The following is an 18031-nucleotide window of genomic DNA, read 5'->3' on the forward strand; positions in this document are numbered from 1 at the left end:
GCGAAGACCCGGCCTTTCTTTGGTAGCCTGTATCGCTAGTTCGTTATGATCTCCGGCCCCATGAAGGTGTTCGGCAGGAAGGTCGATATCCACGGTATGTACGTCACCATGATCAGGAAGACGAACAGAACCGCCAGGAACGGCAATGCAGCCTTCACAACGCTCATCATTGGCATACCGGCGACGCCCGACGTTACGAAGAGGTTCAGACCAACCGGAGGCGTGATCATCCCGATCTCCATGTTAACCACCATGATGATACCCAGATGGATCGGGTCGATGCCCAACTCGATCGCAATCGGGAACACCAGCGGTGCCACGATAACCAACAGACCCGAGGGCTCCATGAACTGACCGCCGATCAGCAGGATGACGTTGACCACGATCAAGAAGGTCACCGGCCCCAGACCTGCCGACAGCATGGCACTGGCGATATGCTGCGGCACTTGCTCATCCGTCAGCACGTGTTTCAGGATCAGCGCGTTGGCGATGACGAACAGTAACGTCACCGTCAGTTTGCCAGCCTCAAACAGCGTATGTTTGGTGTCGGGGTGGAAGAACGCCGTGACCAGCGCATATGGCTTTTTCAGCAACGGCAGGTTCGGCGTACCCTCTTCCGTGCTAAGCGGCCCCATGTCCTTGTATACAAAGCTAGCGATAAAGAAGGCATAAACGGCAGCAACCGCAGCTGCCTCGGTCGGGGTGAAGATACCGCCGTAAATGCCGCCCAGAATGATCACGATCAGGAACAAGCCCCACCCGGCTTCGCGCGCTGAGACAAAGATCTCGCCCCAGCCTTTCCAGTCGCCTTTGGGCAGGTTTTTCACCTTGGCCATGACGTAGATCGTGATCATCAGCATCAGACCCGCCATCAGGCCGGGAATAACGCCCGCCAGGAACATGCGTCCAACCGAGACCTCGACAGCCGCAGCATAGACCACCATCACGATGGAGGGCGGGATCAGGATGCCGAGCGTACCGGCGTTACAGATCACACCAGCAGCGAATTCTTTCGAGTACCCGACCTGGCGCATCCCTGCGATCACGATCGAACCGATAGCGACCACAGTGGCCGGGGACGACCCGGAAAGCGCAGCAAACAGCATACAGGCGAACACGCCCGCAATCGCCAGACCGCCCGGCAAATGACCCACACAGGCAATCGAGAACCGGATGATACGCCGCGCCACACCGCCTGTCGTCATGAAAGACGACGCGAGGATGAAGAACGGGATCGCCAGCAGCGTGAAGTGCCCCTCAAACGCCTCGAACAGTGTTCCCGCAACCGATGCCAGCGAACTGTCGGAATAGATCAGCAGGAACAGGGTCGAGCTAAGGCCAAGCGCCACGGCGATCGGAACCCCGATCAGCAACAGGCCGATGACCATCGAGAATAGAAGTACGACGTCCATTAGTCATGCTCTCCTTGCTGAGCGCGGACTTCTTCGATCTCGTCCTCGACTTCGTGGCTGGCGACAAGACGGTCTGTCTCGCCACGCCAGATTTGTACTGCGACTTGGGTAAAACGGATCACCAGCAGCAGCATTGACACTGGCAGAACCAGATACGGCACCACCTTGGGCAGCTTTTCATAGCCCTCGCCATAGTTGATCAGGTCTTCCAGAAAGCGCAGCGGCGCGACCATGGGGATATCGTCCACCTCGTAAAAGCTCTGGCTGCGTGCGTCGAAATTGAACCCGGTCGGGAACCAGCGGCCGGAGGTGGGCGGCAAGTCCGCAAACACGGCCCAATAGTCATATGAGCCTTTCAGCAGCAGCAGCGAAAATACCAGACAGCACCCAACCGCGATCAGCGCCAGAATGCGGCGTGGTGCCGGGGCCAACATGTTCAGGATGGCGTCCACACCCAGATGCGCATGTTTCTTGACCGCATACGAAGCACCCAAAAGGACCAGCCAGCCAAAGGTGAACACAGTCAGCTCCAGCGCCCACAAGATGTTGGAATTAAAAACAAAGCGCGCGATCACATTGGCGAAGGTCACGACCGTCATCAGGCCCAGCAACGCCGCAATCATGGTCTCTTCGATATGGTCGACCAGCCCGCCTTGGCCGGGTTTCGAACCAGACATTTATCTGTCCCCACATTTATTGGTGATGAGAGTAAGGTTGGCGGGCCTTTAAACGGCCCGCCCGGCCCACGCGTCGATTACTCCCCAGTGCCCGGACGCGCGACCTGTATTACGGGTTTAGAACCCGGCGTTGATTGCCTGAGCGGCGTCGATCTTGTCCTGACCAACGTCACCCGCGAATTGATCCCAAACGGGCTTCATCGCATCGACCCAAGCCTGACGCTGTTCAGGGTTCAGTTCCCGAATGATGCCGCCCGCGTCGGTGATCGAGGCTTTGGCCGCTTCGTTCACAGCAAAGGCTTCTTTGTTCCGCGTCTCGGTCACTTCACCTAGAATGGTCAGGAACTGATCACGCACCGCAGGATCCAGGCTGTCCAGCCAATCCACCGAGGTCACGACCAGATAGTCGATGATCCCGTGGTTGGTTTCGGTGATACCGTCCTGCACCTCGAAGAACTTCTTGCCGTAGATGTTCGACCAGGTGTTTTCCTGCCCGTCCACAACGCCCTGCTGCAGTGCGCCGTACACTTCCGAGAACGCCATTTTCTGCGGGCTACCACCAATGGCTTCCATCTGAGCCACCAGAACGTCCGAAGACTGAACGCGGAACTTGAGGCCATCCGCGTCTGCCGGATCGACCAGAGGTTTGTTCGCCGACATCTGCTTCATGCCATTGTGCCAGAAGGCCAAGCCTTGCAGGCCGCGGCGCTGCATGCTGTCCTTCATAGCCTGACCATCGGCCGAGGCCTGGAACGCGTCGACGGCGTCGATGTTCTTGAACATGAACGGCAGGTCGAACAGACGGAATTGCTTGGTGAACTTTTCAAACTTCGACAGCGACGGAGCGGCCAGTTGGACGTCGCCTTGCAACATCGCCTCGAGCACCTTGTCGTCATTGTAAAGCGTGGAGTTCGGGTAAACCTCCATGCACATCACGCCGTTCATCTCGTCATTGACGCGCTGCTCCAGCAACGATGCTGCGATGCCCTTGGGGTGTTTGTCCGTGTTTGTCACATGCGCGAACTTGACCACGATCTCGCCATCGTCACAGGCGGCCATGGCGGCCGATGCAGTAACGCTCAGTGCCAGCGCGGTGGCAGCAGTAGTAAGGAATTTCATCTGTCTTTTCCTCCCAGACTTCCGTGAAACCTTTCGTCGACGCCCAAAAGACGCCGCATGCCGCGAAGTGAACCGAATCGCAGATCACCGCTCAACTTTTTGTTTAAACTTTCACCACATCAGACTTTATTGTTTCTTTTCAATAGCTTCAAACCACATCCCAAGTTCCGCTGTGGCGGCGCTTCTAACTGCTGTGCGGAAATCCGCACATGCCAAAGCCATGCTGTGCGGATTTCCGCACAGGTCGCGAATCAAATGAGACAACGCGCAGGGCTAATCCTCACTAAAACGACCGCAGACCGCATCAGCGGGCTGCCCGGCCCAACGGCTTCAAACGCATGTAAATGCGGCGAAAGCCGGCGGGAGCGTTCCTAGCGGCGATAGTCCTCAGGGCGAATCTGATAGCGCGCCAGTTTGTCGTAAAACGTCTTGCGCGGAAGCTTCAACGCTTTGGCAGCATCCGCTGCTTTGCCGTTGTGCCGCCCCAGTGCGGCGATCAGCAGCGACCGTTCGACCCGCGCCATCTGCTCATTCAATCCCAGATCAGTTCCACGCGCGACTTCTTCGGGCATACCAAGCACGAACCGCATTGCGGCTGACATCAAAGACCGCGCATTCCCCGGCCAATCGCTGGCCATTAAGGATGCCAAATGTTCCGACGTAATCTCGGGCTCGGCAATACCGGCCTGTTCCGCGGCTTGCGCAACGTAGTGACGAAAGATGATCGGAATGTCCTCAGGGCGTTCGGCCAACGACGGTATACGCACGCGCATGACATCCAACCGGTAAAACAGGTCTGCACTGAACCTGCCTTGCTCTGACAAAACCGCCAGATCGGCAGTTGTGCCCGCCACAATGCGGGCGCCGGGTCCCTGCTCGACCAGTTCCAAAGCAGCGTATTGCGTCGCCTCCGGCATGGCCGAGACCTCGTCCAGAAACAATGACCCGCCGGCCGCATCTTCGCAGACCCGGGCCAGACCATCGGGCGTCAGCCCTGACGCCGGGCGTTTTACAAACGGCCCCTGCCCAACGGGGGACATCAGATGCACCACCTCGGCCACCTTGGAAATCCCACTGCCCGGCGGTCCGGTGACCAACACCTCGGCTTTCGTAGGCGCGACGGACCGGACCCGTTCCCTTAATGCCTCGGCTTGCGCAGACAAGCCGAACAGTAACCGTGCCGCTGGGTCGCCGCGCTCAAGCTCGGATTTCAGGGCGCGCTGTTCGATCACCTGAGTTCGAGCCTCGAACGCGCGCTCCAACACTGACAGCAGGTCGGCTGCGGCGCAGGGTTTCTCCAAAAAGTCGAACGCACCCTGACCCATGGCCTGCACGGCCATCGGTATGTCGCCCTCTCCGGTCAGCAGGATAACAGGCAATTCTGGATCGACGTCGCGAGCGTAGGTCAACAGATGAAATCCGTCACGACCGGGCATTCGAATGTCCGAAACGATGACTCCGGGAAAATCCGCCCGGATATGATCCTTTGCCGCAACGAACGATCCGGCCGTTACCGGATCGTAATCCGCCAGCTCCAACGTCTGCGCCAGGGCCTCGCGCACAGCGGCATCGTCATCGACCAGTAGAATTTTCCGCGTCATGCGACCTCGTGCTCTGTGAAAGGCTCAAGCTCGACTGTGAACTCTGCGCCAGTTTCCAGATTGGTACCCCGGATGTTACCGCCAAAGCTCTGAACCAAACCATAGGAGATCGAAAGCCCCAGCCCCATCCCCTCGGACGATCCAACGGCTTTGGTGGTGTAGAACGGCTCGAACAGTTTTTCAGAGTTCTCAATGCCCGGCCCGATGTCGCGCACGGTCACGGCCAGTTTGTCCCCGGCTTCGATCCTGATGCGGATTAGCCGGTCGTCCTGTCCGCTCATGGCATCTGCGGCGTTGTTGATCAGGTTGACGAAAACCTGAACCAAACGCACCTCGCCGCCCCAGGCGTAGACAGGGTTCTTGGGCGGTGCCCAGTCCAAGCGCACGTCCTCAGTCCGCAGCCGCGCCTCGGTCAGTTCAACTGCCGTGTCGATCACGTGCACCAGATTGACCTTGCCCATGGGTTCGCTTTCGTTGCGGGCAAAGGCGCGCAGGTTCTTGATGATCCGCGCCATTCGAGCGGCCATGGCAGAGATACGCGTGAGGTTTTCCGAGGCTTTCTCCTCGCGCCCACGCGAAAGGAACGCGGACCCATTGTCTGCGAATTGCTGGATCGCCATCAGCGGTTGGTTTAACTCGTGACTGATACCGGCTGACATCTGCCCCAAAGCGCTTAGCTTTCCGGCCTGAATCAGCTCCTCCTGCGCGTGTTTGAGGGCGGCCTCGGCATCTTCACGTTCACGTACTTCACGTCGCAAGGCCATGTTGGCCGCGGTCAAAGCCTGCGTGCGTTGCGCAACACGCGTTTCAAGAACAGCGTTCGCTTCAGCCAGTGTACGCCGACGTTCCGTCGCCAAATACAGAAGCGCCCCAAAGGCCAGGCAGATCGCGGCGACAGTGGCCGCCTGCAACCCTGCCAGACGCTGTGCCGGGGCCACGTCCACCAGCACTTCGGCTGTCATGTCGATGACCGGCAGTTCCAACATCAGGTGCAAGGCTCGGCTTGGCAGGTAACGCCCCCAGTTCAGCTTCCAAACCTCATGCGGGCCGACAAGAACCGAGGCGAAATCGACATCCTCTCCGCTCGGCGGCGTCAGACCTAACTGTCCTTCTTCCCGCTGCCAGAACAACAGGTCCGATCTGTTCGAGATAAAGACAATGCCGTCGCCATCAATGAAGAACACCGCCTCGGTACTGCCGCGCCAGGTCTGTTCCACATCCTGCACATCGGCCACAACGATCAGCGCACCCTCGACCCGACCATCAAGGCCAAAGGTTGGGGCCGCGTATGAATAGGTACGGTCTCCGCTGAAATCTACAACCCCATGCGCGCTGCCCATAGCGCCCTGCATGGCGCGCTGAAACGCCGGGTGGTCGGACATGCTTTCCTGAGCGATTGGCTGGGCCGAGGCCAGCACCCTGCCGCTGCGATCCAGATACATCATGTTAACGGCCGAGGTCTTGTCCGCCACGTCCAGCAGTATCGCCCGCGCCGCACGCTTCTGTGCTGGCGTTTCAAGCCTGCGCAGGACGGGATGCGTTGCCATCAGCACCGCCAATTCCTGATAAACCTGCATCTGAGTGCTCAGCCGGTCCGCGGCCAGTTCCAGATCGGCTTCAGCCTTTTCGCTCAGCTGCGACAGCGCCTGACGATAGCCATAGGACCAGACACCAGCAGACAACAGCCCGACGGCAAACAGAAATCCCAGGATGACCCAAACTCTGTGCATGACATAGGGTCTTGCATTCAGCGCGCCGCATGGCAAGTCTGCGCCGCATGAAGACGGTCATTCTATCTCCGGTCGATCCGGGTTTCGTTCAAAATCCCTACCCTTTCTACGATGAGGCCCGCGCATTCGGCGACCTTGTCTATTGGGAGGATTACGGCAAAGTCGCAGCGGTATCGCATCGCGCGGTCTCCGCCCTGCTAAAGGATCGCCGTTTTGGCCGCGAGGTGCCTGAGGAGCTGCAAACACCCGGCCCCTCACATCTTGCCCCTTGGCTGGCGGTTGAGGCGCACTCGTTACTTGAAGCCGAGCCGCCTCGGCACACGCGTTTGCGTGCGTTGGTGATGCGCGCATTTACGTCTCGCGCGATTGCGGCGCTGGAGCCGTCGATCCACGCGCTCAGCCACACGCTGATCGATTCTTGTCCTGACGCGCCCTTCGACCTGTTGCCTGCGTTTTGCACCCAGATCCCGGTCATCACGATCTGCCGCCTTCTGGGCGTGCCCGAGGATATGGCACCTAGCCTGCTGCGCTGGTCGCATGACATGGTGGCGATGTATCAGGCCAGTCGCACGGCTGAGACCGAGACCGCCGCTGCCAGATCATCGCAAGAATTCACCGACTTTCTGATCGGGTACATCGACCAACGTCGTGCCGATCCTCAGGACGATCTGATTACGCGGCTGATTACTGCCGAAGAGGACGGAGAGAAACTCTCCCGCGATGAGCTGGTGGCCACTTGCATCCTGCTTTTGAATGCCGGGCATGAGGCGACGGTTCATTCTTTGGCAAACGGAGTGAAGACCACACTGCAGTTGGGTATCGGGCCGCAAGCCTTTGTGCCCGACGCCATCGACGGGACGGTCGAGGAAATCCTGCGCTACGATCCGCCGCTACACATGTTCACCCGCTATGCCTACGAAGACATCGAAGCGTTCGGCCACACCTTCAAACGCGGTGATGAGGTCGCTTTGCTGCTAGGGGCTGCGAACCGCGATCCTGTGGTCTGGCCCGACCCCGACCGGTTCGACCCTGCGCGCGCCATCGTCACGAACACCAGTTTCGGCGGCGGCCTGCATTTTTGCGTCGGCGCGCCGCTTGCACGGATGGAGATGCGCATTGGCCTGTCCGTGTTGTTCGAACGGTGCCCTAACCTGCGCCTGAGCGCCAAACCGGAATACTCGAACACCTATCATTTTCACGGGCTGACCCGTCTGATGGTCGAAAGCTAGCTCTCGATCAACGCATTCAGCGGCAGCATCGTGGTCGACTTGATCTCTTCCATAGACAGCAGCGCGGTGACGTTATGCACGCGCACCTCTGAGATCAGCGCCTGATAGAACTCATCATAGGCGCGCGCGTTCTTTACCCGCACCTTGAGGATATAGTCGATGTCACCAGCCAGCCGGTGCGCCTCTTGCACTTCAGGCCTGTCGCGCAGGGCTTTGAGGAACTTGTGCTGCCAGTCGGCCTCGTGCTCTGAGGTGCGGATCAGCACAAAGAAAGTCGCCTCGAACCCCAGCGCTTCGGCGTCGAGCAAAACGGTCTGCTGGCCGATCACTCCGGCCCCTTTGAGTTTGCGTATCCGATTCCAGACCGGGGTCTTGGAACTACCGACACGGGCGGCTATTTCGTCCAGCGATTGGCTTGCATCCCGCTGCAGCTCGATCAGAATTTTCCGATCCGTATCGTCAATCCGCACCGACATTCCAATTTTCCTTTCGTTTCGAAACAAACGTCCTGAAGCTCACCTCAACTAGAACGTTTGTCCTTATTTACTCGCCCATATGGCGTATTAGCGGGAATATTTCCTATATTGCAACCCAAGTCAAACCACACTCGGGACCGAAAATGCAGCTTACGCAATCACATAATGCCAAAGGCCATGTCGACTTTGTCGGCGCAGGTCCGGGCGATGCGGAATTGCTGACGCTCAAAGCGCTGAATGCGTTCGAGCGCGCGGACGTCGTTCTGCATGACCGCCTGATCAGCGCCGAGGTGCTGGAACTGGCCGGTAAGACCGCGCAACTGGTCGATGTGGGCAAGGCCGGTTTCGGCCCCTCGTGGAAACAGGAAGACATTGACGCCCTGTTGGTCGACTACGCGCTGAAAGGTCAGCGCGTCGTACGCCTGAAATCCGGCGACCCGACCGTATTTGGTCGCTTGGATGAAGAGATAGAGGCGGTTGAGGCTGCTGGCATCCCGTGGCGGATCGTACCGGGTATCACTGCTGCATCCGCGGCAGTGGCCGGAATTGGTCAAAGCCTGACACGGCGTGGACGCAATTCTTCGGTCCGGTTTCTGACCGGCCACGACATGAAGGGATTTGCCGATCACGACTGGACTGCGCTGGCACGCGCGGGTTCGGTTGCAGCGATTTACATGGGCAAGAAATCGGCCCGGTTTATCCAAGGCCGCCTGATCATGCACGGTGCCGACCGCCAGACGCCTGTGACCCTGATCGAGAACGCCTCGCGGCCCGATCAGCGTGTTCTGGAAACGACGCTGGATCAGCTTCCGACCGATCTGAACGCCGCCGAAATGGACGGCCCAACACTGACATTTTATGGCCTCGCCCCGCGCCAAGCGGCTCAGGCCCTGACCGAATTCAAGAAGGAGCACGCCTGATGGCCCGCGCTTTTACCCCCAAAGTGGTCACTGCCAACGATTTGTTGGAAGGTGACGTGATCTATCAAACCGAAGACGACCGCTGGTCGCGTGAACTGTCCGAGGCCGAGTTGATCACGGACGAGGCGCACGCGCAGGTGCGTCTGTTGGATGCGTCGCGTCAGGCCAACAAGATCGTCGGCGCTTATCTGGCCGATGCAGTCGCCGGTGACAACGGCCCCGAGCCGACCCACTTCCGGGAAGACTTCCGCCGCACCGGCCCGTCCAACTATGCCCACGGCAAACAAGAAACATCCACGCAGCCCCGGGCCTGACCTCTGGCCCGTCTCTCTCCCCTTTTCAAGGCCCCAAGGTTCGGGGCTGCAACTAAGGACAGCTAATCATGTATCGCTACTCCGAGTTCGACACAGCATTTTTGGCAGAACGTAATGCGCAGTTCCGCGCCCAAGTCGAGCGTCGTATTGACGGCTCGCTGACCGAAGACGAATTCAAACCTCTGCGCCTGATGAACGGCCTGTATCTGCAACTGCACGCATACATGCTGCGGGTCGCTATCCCTTATGGCACGCTGTCCAGCGCACAGATGCGTCAACTGGCTCTGCTGGCTGAAAAGTGGGACAAGGGCTATGGCCATTTCACCACCCGTCAGAACATTCAGTACAACTGGCCGAAACTGAACGACGTTCCGGACATGCTGGACGCGCTGGCTGAGGTTGGCATGCACGCCATTCAGACCTCGGGCAACACCATCCGCAACGTGACCGCCGACCACTTCGCCGGTGCCGCCGCGGATGAGGTCGCCGACCCGCGCCCCTACGCCGAACTGCTGCGTCAGTGGTCGACCGACCACCCGGAATTCCAGTTCATGCCGCGTAAGTTCAAGATCGCTATCACCGGGTCCGAGAACGACCGCGCTGTGATCAAAGCGCATGACATCGGTCTGCAACTGGTCGAGCGTGACGGTGTTCTGGGTGCCCGCGTCATCGTTGGCGGCGGTCTGGGCCGCACGCCGATGATCGGTAAAGAACTGTCCGAATTCGTCGCCTTTGACGATCTGCTGGCCTATCTCGAAGCCACCGTGTCCGTCTGGAACCAAATCGGCCGCCGCGACAACAAGTACAAAGCGCGCATCAAGATCACCGTGCACGAGCATGGCATCGACGCTATCCGCGCCAAGGTCAACGAACGCTTCCTGCAGGTCCGCCCGCAGTTCAAGGGTGCGGACATGAACCTGCTGGAAGAGATCAAGGGCCACTTTGCGCCTCCGACCTTCCGCGAAGCATCGGTCGCGTCGTTCGAAAGTGCCTACACCAACGATCCGGTTTTCCGTTCGTGGGTCGATACAAACATTGCGCCGCACAAGAACGCGGACCACGCGATCGTCACGATCTCGATCAAGAAGCACGGCCAGACGCCGGGCGATGCAACTGCCGAGCAGATGCGTGTGATGGCCGATCTGGCCGAAGAGTTCGCCTATGACGAGCTGCGCATCAGCCATGAGCAGAACGTGATCCTGCCGCATGTCCACAAATCGGACCTGCCCGCGATTCACGCGAAGCTGAAAGAGTACGAATTGGCTACCGCCAATATCGGCCTGATCAGCGACATCATCGCCTGCCCCGGCATGGATTACTGCGCGCTGGCCACGGCACGTTCGATCCCGGTTGCCCAGCAGATCGCAACTCGTTTCGATGAGCTGAAGCTGGAGCATGATATCGGCCACCTGAAGATCAAGATCTCGGGCTGCATCAACGCATGTGGTCACCACCACGTGGGTCACATTGGCATCCTGGGTCTGGATCGCGCAGGCGTCGAGAACTACCAGATCACTCTGGGTGGGGACGCGACCGAAACTGCGGCCGTTGGCGACCGCACCGGTCCGGGTTTTGCCTATGATGAGATCGTGCCGGCAGTGGAGCGCATCGTGGACACCTATCTGGAACAGCGTGACAGCGCCGAAGAAACGTTCCTCGAAACCTATCGCCGCGTAGGCATGGCTCCGTTCAAAGCGGCGCTTTACCCCGAGGCGCAGGCCAATGCCGCTTGACCTGATCCAGACGGAACTGGGCAAAGACCGCGCGGAGTTGACCGAACAGGTCGACGCGCTGAACGCCCGGTTCCGCCACCACAGCGCCCATGATGTCATGCATGGAGCGCTGGAAGAGATCGAAGAGCTTGCTCTGGTCTCTAGCTTCGGTGCGGAGTCGGTAGTGTTGCTGCACATGGCCGCTGTGGTCGACAAGATGACCCCGATTTTGTTCGTGGACACGCAGATGCTGTTTACTGAGACGCTGGAATACCAGCACGAGGTCAGCGAACGTCTGGGCCTGAAGAACGTCCAGATCATCCGCGCCGAGGATGAGGACGTGCAACGCGAAGACCCTTATGGCGCACTGCGCCTGCGCGACACGGATGCCTGCTGCAACCTGCGCAAGACCTTTCCGCTGCAAAAGGCTTTGGCGGGATATGACGGCTGGATCACCGGGCGCAAACGGTTTCAGTCCGGAACCCGCGCCGCGCTCGACTTTTTCGAGGTCGAAGACGGCACCGGCCGGATCAAGGTCAACCCGCTGGCCCACTGGGCGCCCGAAGATGTGCGCGCCTACATGGACGAAAACAACCTGCCCCGGCATCCGCTGGTGGCCAAAGGTTACCCCTCGATCGGCTGTGCGCCCTGCACCTCGCCGGTCAAAGAAGGCGAAGACCCCCGCGCCGGACGCTGGCGCGATCAGAACAAAGAAGAATGCGGCATCCATTTTGTCGACGGCAAGATGGTGCGCGCTGGAGAGAAAACATGAACGTTATTGTAACTGATCAGGGCTTTGCCCCCGATGACTGGACCGATGGCTTTGTCACTCTGGAAGACGCGGCCAATGACGTGGTGGCGCTGGACGTGGCCTCGGACACCGACCCCGATGAGTTGATTGACCGTTTGGGCAGCGCCCAGATGGTCCGTGTGGACTTTCCGTCCTCGGCCGATGGGCGCGGTTTCACCATCGCACGCGTGTTGCGACTGAAAGGCTATACAGGCCGCTTGCGCGCCAAGGGCCACGTTCTGGCTGACCAATATGCCATGGCGCGCCGCAGTGGGTTTGACGAGGTCGAGATCGACAATGCACTGGCGACACGCCAGCCCGAAGATCAGTGGCTTGCCCGTTCCGATTGGCAGAACCACAACTATCAGGCCCGCCTGCGCGGCTAAGACCGACAATCGCCAGCTTGTGACTTGAAAGGGGCATTAAGCCCCTTTTCCTGACTTGGATCAAAGATTAAACGGAGATGTCGGTTTACCGAACCGACAGTGACAACGATGACAGAGATGAAGCCCGTGACCGAAGCAACCGCCGTTAAGGCCCCCGTCCTTCCGGACGCCCAGACAGTAACAGATGTCAAACACTGGACCGACAGCCTGTTCTCGTTCAAGGTGTCGCGTCCTGCGTCCTTGCGGTTCCGCTCGGGCGAGTTCGTGATGATCGGTCTGCTGGGCGACAACGGCAAGGCGCTGCTGCGCGCCTATTCGATCGCCTCGCCTTCGTGGGACGAAGAGCTGGAGTTCTACTCAATCAAGGTGCAGGACGGTCCGCTGACCTCAAAGCTGCAGCACATCAAGCCGGGCGACCAGATCATCCTGCGGCCCAAGCCGGTTGGCACGCTGGTGCATGACGCTCTGCTGCCCGGTAAACGCCTGTGGTTCTTTGCCACCGGCACTGGTTTCGCCCCCTTCGCGTCGCTGCTGCGCGAACCGCAGACCTATGAGGATTACGATGAGGTCATCATCACCCATACCTGCCGCGAAGTGGCCGAGCTGGAGTATGGCCGTCAGTTGATCGAAAGCATCCGTCAGGACGAAATGCTGGCCGAGTTGATGGGCGAAGGTTTCGCGGACAAGATCCGCTATTACCCGACCACCACGCGGGAAGAGAGCCCCAAAATGGGCCGCATCACAAACCTGCTGAAAGACGGCACCGTGTTTGCTGATCTGGGTATCGAAGGCGGGATCAAACCGGACACCGACCGCGCCATGGTTTGTGGTTCGCTGGCCTTCAACCTGGACATCAAAGAGATTCTGGAAGAGTTCGGCCTGCGCGAAGGCGCAAACTCCGAACCTAAGGAATTCGTCATCGAAAAAGCCTTTGTTGGTTAATCCAACACAGCGGTTCCGGGGTAAATTGCCCCGGAACCCACAAAAACCTCTGACAAAACCCGGAATTTTCATGTTGGCTGTTGTTTATGCCGCTTGAATCGGCGTGCAGGCCGGTCTAAATTTCGGGCTCGAATTTCTGCAATCATCAAAGGAATGAACCCATAGCCCGCAGACCTCACAACGCGCCGCCGCAACGAGATACCGGACCGCGCGTCAATGAAAGAATCCGTGCCCCCGAAATTCGCCTGATTGGCGCAGACGGTGACAACGTCGGGGTGGTTCATCCCGCCAAAGCCATGCAACTTGCCGCCGATGCCGGCCTCGACCTGGTTGAGATTTCGCCCAACGCGAACCCTCCGGTCTGCAAGATCATGGACTTTGGTAAGTTCAAGTACGAACAGCAAAAGCGCGAAAGCGAAGCCCGCAAGAAGCAAAAAGTCATCGAGGTGAAAGAGGTCAAGTTTCGGCCCAACACCGACACGCATGACTATGACGTCAAAATGAAGAACGTCGTGAAGTTCTTGGAAAAAGGCGACAAGGTCAAAGTGACCCTGCGCTTCCGTGGCCGCGAAATGGCGCACCAGAACCTGGGCCGTGAGCTGCTGGAACGTGTGGCCGAGGACATCAAAGAAATCGGCAAGGTCGAAAACATGCCGAAGATGGAAGGCCGTCAAATGATCATGATGATCGGCCCGCTGCCTCAAAAGTAAGCCCGGCACTTATCGAAATTGGAACCCTGTCGAACAGCGCTCTGACAGGGTTTTTTTGTGGACTTAAACGAGAGAAGAAGTGTCTCAAGCCGGGATCGACGCAGCGATTGCCCGGCTCAACTTGCCGACCAGTTCGTCGATCTGAGTGTCTTCAATGATGAATGGCGGGGCCAGCAGTACGTGATCCCCAAGCCGCCCGTCCCGCGTGCCGGACATCGGATAGCAAATCAGTCCCTCGGCCAGCGCGGCCTTTTTGATTTTGCCTGCAACGCCATGTGTCGGATCAAAAGGCGTTTTCGTTTCACGGTCTGAGACCAGTTCGACCGCGCGGAACAGACCCCTGCCACGGATATCGCCGACATTTGGGTGTTGGCCGAATTCGGCCTGCAGCGCCGATTGCAGCTTGTTCCCCATAACACCGGCCCGCGCAGGCAATTCGCGCGAGGTCAGTTCGGTTACGACCGCCAAGGCTGCCGCTGTGGCCACCGGGTGGCCGATATAGGTGTGACCGTGCTGAAAAAACCCCGAGCCATCCCCGATCGCATCGTATATCTTGCCGGTGCACATCATCGCCCCGATCGGCTGATACCCGGCCCCCAAACCCTTGGCGATGCAAAGAATGTCCGGCGCAACACCGTCATGATCGCAGGCAAACAGATGCCCAGTCCGCCCCATGCCGCACATCACTTCATCCAATATCAACAAGACGCCATACTGATCGCAAATCTCGCGGATACGTTTGTAGTACCCCTCAACCGCAGGCACCGCGCCCAAGGTCGCCCCGACAACCGGTTCTGCCATGAAGGCCATGACCGTCTCGGGACCAAGACGCAAAATCTCGGTCTCCAATTCGTTGGCGACGCGCTGGCCATAGTCATAGCTGCTCTCACCATCCGGCTTTTCGGCATATTCATAACACGGAGCAATATGCGTCATCTCAATCAGCATCGGGGCGAACTGAGCCCGTCGCCACTCATTGCCCCCTGCGGACAAGGCACCAAGGGTATTGCCATGATAACTCTGCCGCCGCGCAATCACCCGGCGGCGCTCGGGCTGTCCGATCTCAAGGAAGTACTGCCGGGCCAGCTTCATCGCCGCCTCGGTCGCCTCGGACCCACCGGAAACAAAATAGACACGGTCAAGATCACCCGGCGCATGTTCGATAAGCAGGTCCGCCAAGGCTTCCGCCGGTTCGGATGTCATGAAACCGGTATGCGCAAAAGCAATCCTTTCGACCTGCTCCTGCACGGCGTTGATTACCGCAGGGTTTGAATGCCCCAGACATGACACTGCAGCATCACCGCAATCCAGATACCGCTGCCCCTGCGCGTCGATCAGGTAACACCCGTCGCCACCCACAGCGACCGGAAGTTCCGATTTCGTGTGACGTGGAAAAACATGACTACTCATTCCTGCGCTCCTTTCAAAGCCGCAACCAGCGACGCTACGGACGTTGCATTATCTGCCCAAGTATTTCCGTCCTTGTCAGTCAAACTGTTTTCGAACCCGACCCGAACGTCACCTCCGCGCTTTGCGGCCGTCAACAAACATGCATGTTCCTGCCGGCCAAAGGCACAGACCATCCATCGCGAGGGGTCTTGCGGAAACTGATCCAGATCTTCTGGCGCGGATTGCTGACCCGAGCTGTATCGCCCCAGAACCAGCAACCGATCTGTTTGCTCTGTGCGCACAATTCCGCGCCCCTGCCAGTCCGCCAGCAAGGCCGCATCTTCTCGGTCGTAAAGGATGTGCTGAACACGAGTTCCCTGATCCTCGCACAATCCATACAAAGTACTGACAAGCTCACGCGCACGAGCAACCTCTCGCACCGAGATCGAGGCCCATTCCGGCCGCACCTTCCGCAGACACTCCAATTGCGCGGCCACATCAAAAACGCCCGCAGCTTCGGTCGTGATTTGGACATCCATATCTGGCACTACCCGGCGCAACTCGGCAATCGTTTCCAGATAGCGCCCCGCGTCCAGCGTATGCTGCCCCCGATCATCGCGCACATGCAGGTGAAGGCCGTCCGCACCCGCCCGAAAGCAATTCTGCGCAGTGGCAACGATATGCTCTAAACCAACCGGCAACTCTGCATGATCCACTGATCCCCGGCGCGCACCGTTTGGCGCGACAAGAACATACGGTTTGGGCGCAGTTTGAGTATGAGACACGGGTTCAGACATCGGGCAATCCTTAGCAAGTTGCCCCTCAGTTATCCGTCTAGCACTCGTTTTCAATTTGCAATCTTCATAACATTTGTTTTTCTAAGGTCATGACCCAGCCTTTGAACCAAATCACCGAAGCGTTGCGACAACAGATCGACCAATTGCCCCCCGGTCTGCAGGCAGCCGCGAAGTACATCCTGGATCACCCAGCGGATTTCGGATTGGACCCAATCCGCGAAACCGCTGCCAAGATCGGCGTCAGCTCAAACGTGCTGGTTCGCTTGGCCCAACGCATGGGTTTCGACGGATTCGAGGCTTTTCGCGCCCCGTTCCGCACCGCCCTTGTGACCGACAGCGAGGACCATATGAGCCAATCTTGGCTCAGCGACATGCAAGACGGCGATACCTTCAGTGAAGCTCAGGCCCAATTCGCTCAGAACGCGCAGAACGTGGTCATGCGGTCCCTGCGCCTCATGCATCCGGACAAAGTCAGGCAAGCGGTTGAGATCATGACCCGGTCTGACAGGTGCTTTGTTACGGCAACGCGCGCAAGCTATGCGTTGTCGTACTATTTTTCCTATACCGGTCGCATGGCGCACCCCGGCCTGCGCCTAGTCCCGCGCCACATGGGGGCCGCTACCGATGATCTGTTGGACGCCACCCCCGGTGACTGCCTGATCGCGATCACAGTCAGCCCCTATTCCTCTGATACTATCCAGTCCATGCGCTTAGCCCGGCGCAAATCCATGCCAATAATCCTGATCGCCGACAGCGAGGTGATCGCCCCCGGCATTGAACCAGATGTTGTCTTTCCGGTCAGCACCCGGTCGCTCCACCATTTTTCAAGCTACGCCGGGGCAATGGTGGTTCTGGAATGCCTTCTGGGCCACCTGTTCCAAGCCGGTGGAGACGCCGCGCGCGAGCGGGTCGACGCTTACCAAAAATCCCGAGAGGACACGGGCGCCTATTGGCGGCCGTCCCAGCCCCCCAGAATCAGGCGCACATAGAAAAGCCCCGGCGGTGACGCCGGGGCTTCTCGGATTGTTTGGAATTTACATACAGGCTTCGATGGCCCGCTTGGTCATGACACTCACCAGATGCGCACGGTACGCTTTGCTGCCATGCAGGTCTGCGATCATGTTAGCCGGGTTGATGCTCAGCCCGGTCAGGGCATCCGCACGGAATTCCTTATTCAGGGCTTCTTCCGCTTCGGACCAGCGGAACACACCATCTTCACTGGCTCCCGTTACGGCGACACGCACCCCATCTGCAAATCGCGCCAGATAGACACCGACAAGCGCAAAACGTGACGCGGGCTGAAGGAACTTTTGATAGCTCGCAGCCTGTGGCACCGGGAAGCGCACCGAAGTGATAATCTCGCCCTCATCCAAAGCCGTTGAGAACATCCCCTCAAAGAACTCATCTGCTGCAATCTGACGAGTGTTGGTAATGATCGTCGCACCTGATCCCAAGGCACCGGCCGGGTAACAGGCTGCCGGATCGTTGTTCGCCAGCGATCCGCCGATCGTACCGCGGTTGCGGACCGCAGGATCACCGATCTGCCCCGCCAGCGCCGCCAAAGCGGGATAGCTGCTGGCCGCCTCGCTCGCGACAACGGCATGCGGAGTTGCTCCGCCGATGGCGACAGACCCATCATCCTCGACGCAGACCCCCTGCATCTCGGCTATCCCACTCAGCGAAACCAAGGACGAAGGCGCTGCCAACCGTTGTTTCAACGTCGGGATAAGCGTCTGCCCGCCTCCTAACGCCTGCGCGTCCTCGGGCCCCAACGCGGCGACCGCATCAGCTATGGTCGAGGGTTTCTCAAACTCGAAATTGTACATT

The 18031-nt window shown here is 58.9% G+C and carries 18 protein-coding genes; 9 read left to right on the forward strand and 9 right to left on the reverse strand.

Annotated elements, in window-relative coordinates:
• Nucleotides 1-35 precede the first annotated feature (35 nt).
• From GOV53_RS02110 to GOV53_RS02130, 5 genes are all read right to left on the reverse strand, one after another.
• A complete protein-coding gene (locus GOV53_RS02110; protein WP_170463921.1) occupies nt 36-1412 on the reverse strand; it encodes a TRAP transporter large permease in 1377 nt (458 codons plus the stop codon).
• A complete protein-coding gene (locus GOV53_RS02115) occupies nt 1412-2089 on the reverse strand; it encodes a TRAP transporter small permease (RefSeq protein WP_170463922.1) in 678 nt (225 codons plus the stop codon). Before GOV53_RS02115 ends, GOV53_RS02110 begins: the two co-directional genes overlap by 1 nt.
• Nucleotides 2090-2206: 117 nt before the next feature.
• Nucleotides 2207-3208, reverse strand: a complete 1002-nt coding sequence (locus tag GOV53_RS02120) for a DctP family TRAP transporter solute-binding subunit (protein WP_170463924.1) — start codon at nt 3206-3208, stop codon at nt 2207-2209.
• Nucleotides 3209-3579: 371 nt separating this feature from the next.
• The gene (locus tag GOV53_RS02125; protein WP_170463926.1) at nt 3580-4809 is read right to left on the reverse strand and encodes a sigma-54-dependent transcriptional regulator; all 1230 of its coding nucleotides are present in this window, start codon (nt 4807-4809) and stop codon (nt 3580-3582) included.
• On the reverse strand, nt 4806-6539 hold the full coding sequence (locus GOV53_RS02130) for a sensor histidine kinase (protein ID WP_170463928.1): 1734 nt from the start codon (nt 6537-6539) through the stop codon (nt 4806-4808). Before GOV53_RS02130 ends, GOV53_RS02125 begins: the two co-directional genes overlap by 4 nt.
• A 47-nt stretch (nt 6540-6586) precedes the next feature.
• On the opposite strand from GOV53_RS02130, the gene GOV53_RS02135 reads away from it, so the two are divergent.
• Nucleotides 6587-7768, forward strand: a complete 1182-nt coding sequence (locus GOV53_RS02135) for a cytochrome P450 (protein ID WP_170464523.1) — start codon at nt 6587-6589, stop codon at nt 7766-7768.
• Here GOV53_RS02135 and GOV53_RS02140 read toward each other — a convergent pair.
• Entirely contained in the window at nt 7765-8244 is a 480-nt protein-coding gene (locus GOV53_RS02140; protein ID WP_170463930.1) for an Lrp/AsnC family transcriptional regulator, read from the reverse strand. The two genes, GOV53_RS02135 and GOV53_RS02140, sit on opposite strands and share 4 nt — an antisense overlap.
• A 143-nt stretch (nt 8245-8387) precedes the next feature.
• Here GOV53_RS02140 and cobA point away from each other — a divergent pair, with 143 nt between their 5' ends.
• The 7 genes from cobA (at nt 8388) to infC (ending at nt 14018) form a co-directional block, all read left to right on the forward strand.
• On the forward strand, nt 8388-9164 hold the full coding sequence (gene cobA / locus GOV53_RS02145; protein ID WP_170463931.1) for a uroporphyrinogen-III C-methyltransferase: 777 nt from the start codon (nt 8388-8390) through the stop codon (nt 9162-9164).
• Nucleotides 9164-9478, forward strand: coding sequence for a DUF2849 domain-containing protein (locus GOV53_RS02150; RefSeq protein ID WP_170412772.1), 315 nt, complete (start codon nt 9164-9166; stop codon nt 9476-9478). Before cobA ends, GOV53_RS02150 begins: the two co-directional genes overlap by 1 nt.
• Nucleotides 9479-9546: 68 nt before the next feature.
• On the forward strand, nt 9547-11211 hold the full coding sequence (locus tag GOV53_RS02155) for a nitrite/sulfite reductase (protein ID WP_170463933.1): 1665 nt from the start codon (nt 9547-9549) through the stop codon (nt 11209-11211).
• Nucleotides 11201-11962 carry a phosphoadenylyl-sulfate reductase gene (locus GOV53_RS02160; protein ID WP_170463935.1) on the forward strand — a complete coding sequence of 254 codons (762 nt, stop codon included), beginning with the start codon at nt 11201-11203 and terminating at the stop codon, nt 11960-11962. Before GOV53_RS02155 ends, GOV53_RS02160 begins: the two co-directional genes overlap by 11 nt.
• Nucleotides 11959-12366, forward strand: a complete 408-nt coding sequence (locus tag GOV53_RS02165; protein ID WP_170425309.1) for a DUF934 domain-containing protein — start codon at nt 11959-11961, stop codon at nt 12364-12366. Before GOV53_RS02160 ends, GOV53_RS02165 begins: the two co-directional genes overlap by 4 nt.
• Before the next feature lie 108 nt (nt 12367-12474).
• On the forward strand, nt 12475-13308 hold the full coding sequence (locus GOV53_RS02170; RefSeq protein ID WP_170463937.1) for a ferredoxin--NADP reductase: 834 nt from the start codon (nt 12475-12477) through the stop codon (nt 13306-13308).
• Between the two features lie 248 nt (nt 13309-13556).
• On the forward strand, nt 13557-14018 hold the full coding sequence (infC, locus tag GOV53_RS02175; protein ID WP_437436788.1) for a translation initiation factor IF-3: 462 nt from the start codon (nt 13557-13559) through the stop codon (nt 14016-14018).
• A gap of 84 nt (nt 14019-14102) precedes the next feature.
• Here the strand turns inward: infC and GOV53_RS02180 are convergent, their stop codons facing one another.
• Together GOV53_RS02180 and GOV53_RS02185 are read right to left on the reverse strand one after the other, a co-directional pair.
• Nucleotides 14103-15428 (reverse strand): aspartate aminotransferase family protein, encoded by a 1326-nt coding sequence (locus GOV53_RS02180; protein WP_170463939.1) that lies wholly within the window; start codon nt 15426-15428, stop codon nt 14103-14105.
• A complete protein-coding gene (locus GOV53_RS02185) occupies nt 15425-16204 on the reverse strand; it encodes a 3-keto-5-aminohexanoate cleavage protein (protein WP_170463941.1) in 780 nt (259 codons plus the stop codon). Before GOV53_RS02185 ends, GOV53_RS02180 begins: the two co-directional genes overlap by 4 nt.
• Before the next feature lie 89 nt (nt 16205-16293).
• Between GOV53_RS02185 and GOV53_RS02190 the strand changes: the two genes are divergently transcribed.
• Nucleotides 16294-17193, forward strand: a complete 900-nt coding sequence (locus tag GOV53_RS02190) for a MurR/RpiR family transcriptional regulator (protein WP_170463943.1) — start codon at nt 16294-16296, stop codon at nt 17191-17193.
• A gap of 45 nt (nt 17194-17238) precedes the next feature.
• On the opposite strand, the gene GOV53_RS02195 is transcribed toward GOV53_RS02190, so the two are convergent.
• Complete coding sequence (locus tag GOV53_RS02195; protein ID WP_170463945.1) at nt 17239-18030, reverse strand: FAD binding domain-containing protein; 792 nt, start codon at nt 18028-18030, stop codon at nt 17239-17241.
• Nucleotide 18031: the final 1 nt, after the last annotated feature.

The sequence above is a fragment of the Ruegeria arenilitoris genome, from assembly GCF_013035315.1.
GTDB lineage: Bacteria > Pseudomonadota > Alphaproteobacteria > Rhodobacterales > Rhodobacteraceae > Ruegeria > Ruegeria arenilitoris_D.